General features: G+C 43.7%; 11 protein-coding genes. 3 read left to right on the top strand and 8 right to left on the bottom strand.

Annotated features, from left to right (window positions below; all coding sequences use genetic code 11):
- Positions 1-111 precede the first annotated feature (111 nt).
- The 6 genes from manA to DUN60_RS16185 all read right to left on the bottom strand — a co-directional run bounded on the left by manA (position 112) and on the right by DUN60_RS16185 (position 7,378).
- Complete coding sequence (gene manA / locus DUN60_RS16160; protein WP_114634353.1) at positions 112-1,317, bottom strand: mannose-6-phosphate isomerase, class I; 1,206 nt, start codon at positions 1,315-1,317, stop codon at positions 112-114.
- Positions 1,318-1,612: 295 nt separating this feature from the next.
- Complete coding sequence (uhpC, locus tag DUN60_RS16165; RefSeq protein WP_114634354.1) at positions 1,613-2,953, bottom strand: MFS transporter; 1,341 nt, start codon at positions 2,951-2,953, stop codon at positions 1,613-1,615.
- 8 nt (positions 2,954-2,961) lie between these two features.
- On the bottom strand, positions 2,962-4,419 hold the full coding sequence (gene uhpB, locus DUN60_RS16170; RefSeq protein ID WP_244212235.1) for a signal transduction histidine-protein kinase/phosphatase UhpB: 1,458 nt from the start codon (positions 4,417-4,419) through the stop codon (positions 2,962-2,964).
- 38 nt (positions 4,420-4,457) lie between these two features.
- Positions 4,458-5,066, bottom strand: coding sequence for a response regulator transcription factor UhpA (uhpA, locus tag DUN60_RS16175; protein ID WP_114634356.1), 609 nt, complete (start codon positions 5,064-5,066; stop codon positions 4,458-4,460).
- A 176-nt stretch (positions 5,067-5,242) separates the two neighbouring features.
- Positions 5,243-6,637, bottom strand: coding sequence for a hexose-6-phosphate:phosphate antiporter (uhpT, locus tag DUN60_RS16180; RefSeq protein ID WP_017094229.1), 1,395 nt, complete (start codon positions 6,635-6,637; stop codon positions 5,243-5,245).
- A 402-nt stretch (positions 6,638-7,039) separates the two neighbouring features.
- Positions 7,040-7,378 carry a DUF1840 domain-containing protein gene (locus DUN60_RS16185; protein WP_114634357.1) on the bottom strand — a complete coding sequence of 113 codons (339 nt, stop codon included), beginning with the start codon at positions 7,376-7,378 and terminating at the stop codon, positions 7,040-7,042.
- A gap of 352 nt (positions 7,379-7,730) precedes the next feature.
- Here DUN60_RS16185 and DUN60_RS16190 point away from each other — a divergent pair, with 352 nt between their 5' ends.
- Positions 7,731-8,921, top strand: a complete 1,191-nt coding sequence (locus tag DUN60_RS16190) for a GGDEF domain-containing protein (protein ID WP_050546407.1) — start codon at positions 7,731-7,733, stop codon at positions 8,919-8,921.
- A 28-nt stretch (positions 8,922-8,949) separates the two neighbouring features.
- Here the strand turns inward: DUN60_RS16190 and DUN60_RS16195 are convergent, their stop codons facing one another.
- The gene (locus DUN60_RS16195; RefSeq protein WP_004732756.1) at positions 8,950-9,231 is read right to left on the bottom strand and encodes a hypothetical protein; all 282 of its coding nucleotides are present in this window, start codon (positions 9,229-9,231) and stop codon (positions 8,950-8,952) included.
- Between the two features lie 177 nt (positions 9,232-9,408).
- Here DUN60_RS16195 and DUN60_RS16200 point away from each other — a divergent pair, with 177 nt between their 5' ends.
- The gene (locus DUN60_RS16200; RefSeq protein ID WP_114634358.1) at positions 9,409-10,281 is read left to right on the top strand and encodes a pirin family protein; all 873 of its coding nucleotides are present in this window, start codon (positions 9,409-9,411) and stop codon (positions 10,279-10,281) included.
- Between the two features lie 223 nt (positions 10,282-10,504).
- On the opposite strand, the gene ppnP is transcribed toward DUN60_RS16200, so the two are convergent.
- Complete coding sequence (gene ppnP, locus DUN60_RS16205) at positions 10,505-10,786, bottom strand: pyrimidine/purine nucleoside phosphorylase (protein WP_017089998.1); 282 nt, start codon at positions 10,784-10,786, stop codon at positions 10,505-10,507.
- Between the two features lie 307 nt (positions 10,787-11,093).
- On the opposite strand from ppnP, the gene DUN60_RS16210 reads away from it, so the two are divergent.
- Positions 11,094-11,558, top strand: a complete 465-nt coding sequence (locus tag DUN60_RS16210; RefSeq protein WP_017092427.1) for a DUF2850 domain-containing protein — start codon at positions 11,094-11,096, stop codon at positions 11,556-11,558.
- Positions 11,559-11,560 lie beyond the last annotated feature (2 nt).

The raw sequence follows: 11,560 nt of genomic DNA on the forward strand, positions 1-11,560 counted from the left end.
GATTCAAAGAGCTCTTATTGTTATGAAATGTTTATTCTTACTAATATCTCTACGACTTTACCGCATACCCAAAGCCCGAAAGCTTTCTAATGTTAGACGACAGCTATTCCCCTAATTAAACGCTCTGGCCACTCGCCCGTTACTGCTCAATTCGTAATGGCCAATATAGGCTGGGATAAATACCGATTGCCCTTTAGTAAGGGTTAAATGCTCACCTTTCTGACTCATTAACGTTAAATCATCGTCTATCGCCATTAAAATTTCAGCACCGCTTGTGATGACTTCTTCTCGCTGAGGGCGATGAAAGATATTGAAATCAAAATCACTGACAGGGATATCATAACTATCACATTGTCCCAGTTTTGAGGGCGCTAACAACAAGCGATCAAACGGGATTGGCGTAAACTCTGTACACGCCACTAATTCAGCGACATCAATGTGTTTGGGCGTTAAACCTGCTCGCAGCACGTTGTCTGAATTTGCCATGATCTCGAGCCCGGTTCCCTTAATGTAAGCATGCGGAGTGTTCGCATTCAAATACATCGCTTCACCTGGCTTCAATGTGATCAAGTTAAGCAGCAGAACACAAAACAAACCGATATCGTTCGGGTACTGATGGCTAAGCTCAGTAACCAAGGCAAACTCAGCTTGATCTTGGTGGGCAGCTGCGTGAGTCAGAAGTTGCTCTAATGCTCGGTGTTTACGTTGGTCATTCAGCGTTAACAGATCGCGGAAAAACGCTTCTAAGCCAAGAGAATCAATATTATTACCAAACTCTTCAACCAAGCCAGCCAGCTCGCTCGAATCCAACTTTCTGAACAGACCTAATATTTCATCGAACTCTCGAAAGCCATTCATCGCTTGATATTCAGTGATCGCGTAAACCAATTCAGGTTTGTGGTTCGAGTCTTTGTAATTGCGATGCCCTGCGTTTAGGGGAATTCTTGCTTGCTCTTCTCTCGCAAAGCCAATTTCAGCTTGGCGCTTGTTTGGGTGAACCTGAACAGACAGCGCTTTTTCTGCTGCCAAGATCTTAAACAAAAACGGTAGCTCACCGAACTCCTGCGCAATATCAGTAGATAAATAGGCCGGTTTATTCTTGTTAATCAGCTCAGATAGAGGCACCAAATGTTGGTCAAGCTTAACCATTGAGCAACCTTTCGGATGCGCCCCCATCCAAACTTCCGCTTGCGGCTCTTGTGACTCATTCTTAAAGCCAAACAGTTCACGTATCGAAGAAATGCTCCCCCATGCATAATTTTGGATGGTGTTTTCCATTGGGAAAAATGAGTGTTCTGAGAAGTGGCTGAGTGACATGGCGTTTTCCATAGTAAGCCCTTTGAACATAATTCAGAGAGCTGATTTCTAATAACGTAAATAATTAGAAAGACTACAGAGAGCAGCTAGGACCCACATGAGATGAGGTCTTAGACGCAATAGGAAAAATTCTTAGAAACAGGTGAGATCGATGAAAAGCGTGAAAAGAGTCACATTTGAATATCACGCGTAGAAAGCGCTGAGAATAAGATAGCGGCTTGTATCACAACGGTTGCAATAGCGATGCAAGCAACAATACAAACACCAGCGACTATCTTGTTATCGGGAAGGGTCCTTAAAAGCCAGAGCGAACCTCTGCACTTTTCTGAGGTGATTGAGCTTGTAGGAAAGGCAGTAGCAGCAAGCCAATAACGGCCGCACAAGTCGAGATGGTAATGAAGAATCCACTCCAGCCATAAGTTTCTAGAACGAGCGCTAATGGGTAACCAGAAAGTGCTGCACCCATGTAAGCAAACAAGCCAACAAAACCTGTCGCCGCCCCAGCAGAGTCTTTGTGCGAGCATTCTGCCGCCGCCATGCCAATAAGCATTTGAGGACCAAAAACAAAAAAGCCGACACAAAACAGCCCAGCCGCTTGAAACACAAAGTTGGTTAAAGGCATCAACCACAGTGCAGAAACTGAAAGAAATATGCCGATGGCAAACAAGATGTTCATTGGACCGCGGTTGCCACCAAACAGCCTATCCGAGCCCCACCCAGCAACAAGTGAACCAACGAAACCGCCAATCTCAAACAGAGACAAGGCAGCGTTGGCGTTTATCAAACTGTAATTGTGTTCTTCGGTTAGGTATAAGTTACCCCAGTCGTTAACCGCCGTTCTTACGATGTAAACCAACACATAGCTAAAGGCGAGCAGCCAAATGTACTTATTGCTGAACACATAGGTTTTCAGGATTTCTCGATAGCTTAACCCTTGCCCATGGCTCTCTTGCGCCAATTCTAAATGGTCACTGCGCCACTTCCCTACCGTTGGAAGTCCCATGGTGGTGGGCTTATCACGTAAGCGCCAACAAACGATAAGACCGATAAATACACCAATCACACCCGGCCAGATAAACCCAGATCGCCAACTGAATTGCAGCGTTAGATAACCCACGAGAATAGGAATTAGCGCCCCACCAACGTTGTGTGCTGTATTCCATATAGCCCAGCGAAAACCTCTTTCGGAGCGAGAATACCAAGTCGTCAATAACTTAGAACACGATGGCCAGCCCCAACCTTGGAACCATGCATTCAGTACCCAAAGCGAGATGAAAGCCGCTAACGAACTAGAAAAGCCAAACGCGATATTGATCAAGCCTGTTGCGATTAAGCCAAGCCCCATAAAGTAGCGCGGGTTTGAACGATCCGATATCGTGCCTGAGATAAATTTCGATAAGCCATAAGAAAGATAAAAGAGCGTGCCAATTAAGCCGATATCGCCTTTGTCCAAGCCAAGGTCGGTGATCATGGCTGGCGCGGCATAATTGAAGGTTTTACGAGTGAAGTAAAAACCGGCATAACCAACATACATTCCTATCATGATGTGAAGGCGCCAGTAGTGGTAACTCAGATTGATCTCATCATCAGTTAAAGCATCACTCTTTGACGTTGTTGAGCGCAGAAATCCAAACATATTCGTTATCACACTTTAGGTAATGTAACGCTGATATTGGTACCCGAAGAGGAGCCATTAGCGTTGATTGTCATCTTGCCACCGAGCGCCTGAACACGCTCTTGCATACCACGAACCCCCATTCCTTTGAGAAGGTCTTGCGCTGTAAAACCAACGCCATTGTCTGAGATCCGAAGATAAGCCTGATCATCTAGAATCAGTTCAATTCTGATTTCGCTCGCGTTGGCGTATTTAGAGGCGTTGTTTAGAGATTCTTGGCACAGCCTGAAGATAGTGACCTTGAGCGTGTCACTCAAACACGAGTAATCACCTTGCCAATTTAACTGGATATCAACGCCGTGATCCGAAAACTCCATCTCTCGAATAAGCTGTTCCACGGAATCTTTTAGGTCAAGATCGTCCAACATCTTAGGTCTTAGTTTTGTGAGTAGGCGTTTGGTGGTGTCATAAACATTCAAAGACAATGACTCAATCGTGCCCGCACAACGAACGCTCATCTCAGCCGCGTCGACACGCTTAATAATGCTTGCTTGAGTGCGAATTGCCGTGATGTTTTGACCGATTTCATCGTGTAGCTCACGAGCAATGTCACGACGAACCGATTCTTCAGCCGTGATTAACTGACGTGAAAGATTTTGGTTTCTGGAAAGCTCGCTTCGCAATTTGGAGTTGAGATCTTTCTGCTTTTGAACCGCAAGGCCAAGCAATATACCGGTAATAGTTTGAGCAGATAGAGACAAGAGTAAGTCGGTAATTTCAAGTTTTGACGTTCCGCTATGAGCAGCAATCAGCGCAACACTGTTTAACAGGGTCGCGAGCAAAGCGCCTTGCCATCCGTAACGAACGGCCAGCAAGATAATAGGGATCGCCATACAAAATGGGGCAAATCGTCTGAGTTCATCAGGCAAACTGGTTTGTATCAAAATACTGGCCACCAGCAACACACTGTATAAAGCGATGTGACGGATTTTGAACTCTACAACATTATGGATTAAGTAAGAGCTCAGTGGCGCCCACTTATTTTGGAATAGATAGTTCCAGACCAGATAACACATAGGCACCAACATCAGTCCACCCGTGATACTCGCTAACCACACCATGTAAACGGCTGGAACATGAGAACCCACCACGGCAACGTTAATTGATGCGGTGACCATGATTAAGCTCGCCATCACTAACAAGTGACGATTCTGGTCACCAGAATAATAACGTTTGGCAATTAGAGTAGCTGGAATACTTAGTCCACTGGCGATTAGTATCGTCAGCCATTGGGGTTCATCCAGTAATAGAGCTAAAGCGATCGCGAGCCCCCACTCTGCAATATAGATAGCAGGCCAATAGTGAGTGCGAGTGTGCAGCGTCATTCCTAACCTGAGTGAGAATGGAAAAAGCAGAATGGCTAACTCAGGGTCATTAATGAAATAAAAGGCAATAACCCATAAACAAAACCATGCGCAGCCAGCCATAAAAACCCCACATAGGGAGGTGGCTAGATAGGAGCGCATTAGTACTGATCTTGAGTGAACAATTTGGCTAACTCAACGTTGTTCTTAACATTGAGTTTGTCCATGGCATTGGCACGGTGTACATGAACCGTTTTATGACTAACTCCTAACTCAACGGCGATAGATTTCACATCGAGCCCTGTTGCCAATAACTGGCACACTTCGCTTTCTCGACGGGTGAGTTGATTTAAAGAGGCTTTATTCTTCATTGGTGTCGCAAGCTTTATAGCGATATCAGGCGTGAGATAACAGCCACCATTTGCGCTCGTATGTACGGCTTGGATTAACTCATCTGGGCTGCAGCGCTTGCTGAGATAACCTTTGGCTCCTAACTCTAATGACTTCTCAACCATCGCCGGAGAGTCATGTACGCTCAGCATGATACTGGCAATGCCTGATGGAATTTCTTCCAATAAGCTCAAGCCACTTTCATCCTGCATTGAAATATCCAAGATAACGACATCAGGGTGACAACTTGGCAATCCGAGGCGCGCTTCTGCCGCAGAGTTGAATTCACCCACGACCATAATATCAGTTTCAAGACTGAGTAACTGAGCAAAGCCCGAACGAACAATGACGTGGTCATCAACAAGCGCAACATTAATCATGATATTAACCAAAATTAGGAGTAAGAAAGAAAAATAGCCCCGACAGGAGCTATTTAATATTAGGTTTATTGATAGAGATGATACTGAATCGAACTAGCGATTGGTATGATCTCACGTGCTTTAATCAAATAAAGCACGTGAGACTAACTACCCGAAACTCTATTTAAGAAAACTCGCTAGGCGTTTTGAGCCGCTAGGTGCATCTTCTTCGCGTGACGAATCTTCTTCTCTTCCGCAACCGCAACGAATAGCAGCAAAACAATACAAATAGCAGCAGAGGTATCCAATGCTGCGAATGTGCCTTTCCAACCCGTTAAGCCGAAAATAGGTGTGCCATCCGCAATCATACCGAGGCCAAGTTTGGCAAAGCTGTCACCAATTAGGTAAGCAAATGTACCTTTCACGCCGTCAGCAACACTGATTGCTTTCTTAGGTACAAAACCTACCGCAGCAACACCAATCAACAGTTGAGGACCGAACACTAGGAAGCCAAGTACGAACAGTGACGCTAGGTACATGAACTCGCTCGTTGCATTTTGGTAGAACTCTAGAGAGACAATAATCAGTCCAAGCGATACACAGGCAACTAAAGCACGGCGTCCGTTCGCAAGGTCTGATAAATAACCCCACATCAATGTGCCAACCAGTGCTCCGACTTCAAAAAGAGTAAAGCCTGAAATCGCCGTTTCTTTTGATAGACCTAGCTCTTGATACGCGTAAACGGTAGACCATTGATCGATACCGATACGAACAATGTATAAAAAGATATTCGCGAAGCAGAGCAACCAGATCACTTTGTTTTTTAGAATGTATTCAACAAAGATCTCTTTCTTGGTCATTTGATTTTCTTCAGCGATAGTATCTTCTTCGCTAATTTCTTCATCAAACAACTCTTCAACCGTACCTAGACCGTATGCTTCTGGAGAATCATTACCAAAACGCATGCCAATAAAACCCACCACAATCGCGATGATAGATGGGAAAACGAACATACCAACAACGTTGCCATCAAATAGGTAATTGGCACCAAACAACGCAACACCAGCAGCACCTGCACCACCCACGTTGTGTGACATGTTCCAAAGGCCTAAGTATGAACCGCGCTTATTACGAGGCGTCCATTTAGTGATCGTTGAGTAACTTGAAGGGCCACCCGTACTTTGGAAAAAACCACTCAGTGCGTAGAAGGCAACCATCATGAATAAGCTAGCGCTGCCGCCACCCATACTGAAGCTGAAGCCCAACATGGCAATACCAGAAAGGACAAGCATGAATGGCAGGAACTGCTTGGTGTTTTTACCATCGGCGTAATAAGAAACGACGGTTTTACCGATACCATAAGTGATTGAGAAACCAAGGCCGATAAGACCTAGATCCGTCATTGATAACCCATAAGTAGAAATCATGTCGTTTTGCGCGACATTGAAGTTCTTACGGATCAAATACATGGTTAGATAACCAATAAACACGACTAAGTAAGATTGTAGGAAGGGTTTAAACCACATTTTTCTTCTGGTTTCGACCGGAAGATCCAGTGTCGGTTTTCGAACCTGATCTAGGAACTTTAACATTGTGAACTCTCTTATTATTTATGAGGTCTGCACGGCATAATTGCGACCATGCATTCTTTGTTAGTTGACCGTGAAATAATAAGGAGTCTAAAAATCGACCGCATGAGAGAGGGTCTTAGAATAACTAGGAAAAATTCCTAGTTCAGAATTGGGAGTCAAGAAAGCGTGAACAGCATCACTTTGTTTACGGTCTGTTATGTATTGATATTACGATAACAAAAGTAACTCATTTCAAGGCTGATGAACTTTGTAAACGAACAGACACAAGTGAAACACTTCGCCTAAAAAAAGCGCCAGTGTCGATTCATCACCATCAAACTCCATGGTATGCCCGATACTGGCTCAACATTCATTCCTATTAAAATAGATTCGATAGGCTTGTTACGCTTTGCGCGAATCGAACTACAGTCGTTTGCCGCTGCCGTCTTCCCACATCACTTCGCATTCATATTTGATAGCTGCTTTCAATAGTTCGACTAGCGGAAAAGCTCGGCTACCGATATTAACAGGCGCTTCAACAACCTCTTCTTCATTGTCGTCATCCGCATTTTCTTGCTCTACCGGTTTGCTCTGCTCAGCGGCGATCGCAGCACGTAAGTTGTTTAGTGCTTGAGGGACCGCTGAAGCATCAATGGCTCCTGGGATCGCGCCACTATGTCCAAGCATCTTAATGAACTGAAGACCTACCTCACCAAACATCGTGACGCTAGCATGAGCCTTGCAACTAAAGGTAATTAACATAATGAGCCTCTATCAAATTTAGGTATATATAAACATTTAGCTATATACAAGCATTTAGCTATATACAAACTATGTTGAGTAAATCATTGGAAAGCAAGTAGATAATAACTAAATCGCTTTTGCCAAATCGAACCTTGATTATCCTAACTATCGGACAAGCTTGCACCGTCAGTGATACACATCACTATTTATTATCGGTTGATTATTTTTTAATATAAAACCTTGATAACAATCACACTAAATAGCCCTCTAAACCTCTGCGTAGCTTATTATTTAATCTACTATTAACTCCATTATCAAAATCTTTGGCACAAATCACATGAAAAGGCTGGTCGGCAGACACCTAGAAGAAATGGCGGACATACGATCCACCCGCAAGCAAAAAATTGTCCACTCCTTTTCACTGACTGCCGCTGCGTTATTCATTTTCTACACTTGGGCTTACTTCCAAGGCCAACATTACACACTGTCGGTTTTCGAATTGTGTTTTGCACTGATCGCTATCTCCAATGCATTTTACGTAAGAAAAGTCATTAACCCTGAATATTCAGAATTGATTCTGAGTGGCGTTCTTCTGGTACAAGGGGTTATCCTATTCTTGTACAGTCACGCGATTCCCGACCGGATACTTTGGCTCTATCCGATTCTGGCAGCCGTCATTTTCATTAACGATTTCAGAATTGGCATTATCTTCAGCACCTCATTTTGTCTGTTTATCAGCACCTTAATTACGGCGATGCCCAATAACTTTTCTTTGCCATTTAACAGTACACACCGATTTATTCTTAGCCTATTTACCATGAGCTTGGTGTGTCACACATCCGCTTATTACTACACAAAAGCCGTCAGTTATATCCAACGCCTTTATAAAGAAGGCATTGAAGATCTCGCCTACAGAGACCAACTTACCGGATTGGCCAACCGTTGGAGCTTTGAGCGCTGGGCGGTGGAAAAGCTTGCGACAGTGGATAGTGAGCGATCACTTACGGCATTGGTCTTTTTAGATATTGATGACTTTAAAGGCATTAACGACAGCTACGGGCACGACGTAGGAGACAGTGTCTTACAGCACTTTGCCAATCGCTTGAGTAACAACATTCGAACCAGAGACAGAAAAAGCCATGAATACGACTATTCGATTGCGCGCTTTGCTGGCGACGAGTTTGTTTTGATGCTCTACGATGTACCAACTCGTAAAGATCTAGACGGTATTTTAGATAGGATTTGTGGGTTATTCGAAAGTGGTTGCCAGACAAACGAGAGAATCAAGGAATTGACGCTCAGTGTTGGGGTGTCTTTGTATCCGCAAGATGCTCAAGAGCTACATGAACTGACGAGATGTGCTGATAAAGCGATGTATGTTGCCAAGCATTCAGGAAAAAACCGATACGCTTATTATCACGACAATCCAGTATCGACATTGATCGAAGAACTACCGACGAACCTAACCTTCTCAGAATCGGATTCATCTGAGCTTGAAGATTGTCTTGAAGCAAAAGTCGAAGGGAACAATGTTACGCTGTTAAAAACGCGTCAACGTTAACCATTAATATCGCTGACTGCTAAACGCACTAACCTGCCATATACATAAGCCATAGGCTCACTAACCCGATCACAATCATCCATATGACTTGTCGTGTTCGGTTTGGGTTATTGCCTCTAGGTCTCACTACCGTTTTAAAAGCAGCTTGCTTAGCCGACTGAATAAACGGTGCTTCAATCGCACGTTTTTTTACGCGACGTTTAACCGCGCTGTTCGCAACCTCGGTAAAACGCTGCCCCTGCTCCGTTGTAAAGTCGTTATCAAAGCCCATCCGACCTTGCCTTTCGCCATGTTTTTGCTGTACTGCCATAGCGGCCTCCTTGGCGGTCTACTCTATATTGAGTATAGACATAATTTCATATTGTTACCTGTTCAAAATTATTGTTACCTGTTCAAAATTTTCGAATAAGTCACTCAACGCTATGCCATCTTCTTTTTAAATCAAATTACATAAACTACAGCTATTCAAGTTTATGAGGATTTCAAAATGACGAGTGTAAGAACAGTAGATCATGTGATTGCAGCACATGCCACCTCCGATGGTGATGGCGTCAAAATCCAAAGACTCGCTGGCTTCAATAACACGCGTTTCTCTCCATTTTTGATGATTGATGAACTTAAGTCGGATGAAAGCAAAGACTATGTTGGTGGCTTTCCTCCACACCCTCACCGTGGGATAGAAACGCTCACTTACATGCTCCAAGGTCACTTCCAACACAAAGACCACATGGGTAATGTCGGTGAACTTCGTAGCGGTGGCGCACAGTGGATGGCTGCGGGTCGTGGTGTTATTCACAGCGAAATGCCGATGATGGAAGAAGGCGCACTGCACGGTTTTCAGATTTGGATAAACCAGCCTGCGTCACACAAAATGCTGCCCGCGCAATATCACGACTTCCAGAGTGAAAGCATTACAGAACACCAAAGTGAACAACGTGGTTTATTGAGAGTGATAGCCGGTGGGTTTGAACTGCATAACCAAACTAACGATGATTCAGAGGCTTTACGAGCGCAAGGTCCATTGCAGAAAACAGGTGTGCCATTAAGCGTTGCGGATTGGCGCTCTCATTCTGGGCAAAAAGTGACGTTAGGGACTAATGTTAATCACAATGCCATGACTTATGTGTACCGAGGCAGTATTAAGATCAACGACAAAGTGATCAAGCAAGGTCAGCTTGCCCTGTTAACAAAAGCTGAATTGTTGTCTTTAGAAAGCCTAGAAGATTCAGGTGTACTGATTTTTTCTGGTCAGCCGATTAATGAACCTGTTGTGCACTATGGTCCGTTCGTCATGAATTCAATGGAAGAGATTGAACAGACGATTCAGGATTACAACAACGGCGTATTTGAGACTTACTGATTTACCAATGTCTGTCTTTGAGATTTGAATTGAAGATTGAAGATTGAAGATTGAAGAGATTTTGCAACGAACAACGATTTGGTCATCCATTTGATGACTGCAAAAACAAGTGACACTATCCACTGCCGGTTACTATCACTTATTTAACCACGCTCCTAGAGCGTGGTTTTTTTCTATTAAATCAGAGACAAACGATTCCCTGATTAAACGAATTTAAAGCGAGTTACAGATATTCACACAGGTAAGCTGTCGCTTCTTTTACCTGTAAGTCGAATGAAGAATCACCCGCAACGTCAAAAGACTCACCAGATTGGTATGTCGTCCAGTCATCATCGCCAACACGCTTTACAATTAAAGCACCTTTAACAACGGTCATCTTTTCTGGAGCCGCAGTACCGAACGTGTATTCGCCAGCCGCCATCACACCAACACTCACATCAGCACCAGCTTGGTTAAACGCTAACGACTTAACGCCACCTTCAAAGTATGTGTTTTCTTTAATCATTGTACTTCCTTGTTATCTCAAAATTGCAATTATTGGACTCAACGAATGAGCCTATGCGTAAATCTAGGTGATAATTGTTTTAACCAATTCGAGACTGTCCTACAAGAAATAAATACGCATAGCTTAGGCATTTCTTGAATTCGCTTTCATTGATAACGTAAATACCAAGGAATCAGGCAAAAAATCGCCAACGCAACCAAATTTATTGGAACATTCGATCCTGCTTCTAACTCTTATAACAATTTTTGCAAACTAAGATTTTAGTTAATAGAATCTAAAATAATATCAGTGGGAAAATGAAGAGATAATGGCAAAAAAGTCGGTCAAAAGCAGAGATTTATTTGCCAACTCGTTACTCTACAGCTTCCTATTAGCTGGTTTTATGATTGCCCTCACCGCGGGCTATTTTGCTTACCAAGCCCACCAACAATCTGTCAGCCCAAGCAATGTCTATGGCACATGGATAGAGATTGCAGCACCACCTTACAATACTGATACCCTGACACTTTCAGATAATGGTGTGATGATGAATCATCGCCTCATTGCTACCTCGTTTGATTTTGATGGCAAGATTGTCACGATTAGCACAGGCTCTGGAACCACCGTTTACACCATCAGTGGCACTTACGATTCTCCTCGCTTGAAGCGACTAGAGCCAAGCGTACCATCTCAGCAATTTATTAAAGAAGGCTACGAGGATACTGCAGCTGGTGATACCCACAGTGTGATGCAACAAAGACGGGCTTCTTTAGCAGAGCAATTCAAAAGATAATC

This window comes from Vibrio splendidus (assembly GCF_003345295.1).
In the GTDB taxonomy this organism is placed as follows: Bacteria; Pseudomonadota; Gammaproteobacteria; order Enterobacterales; family Vibrionaceae; genus Vibrio; species Vibrio splendidus_K.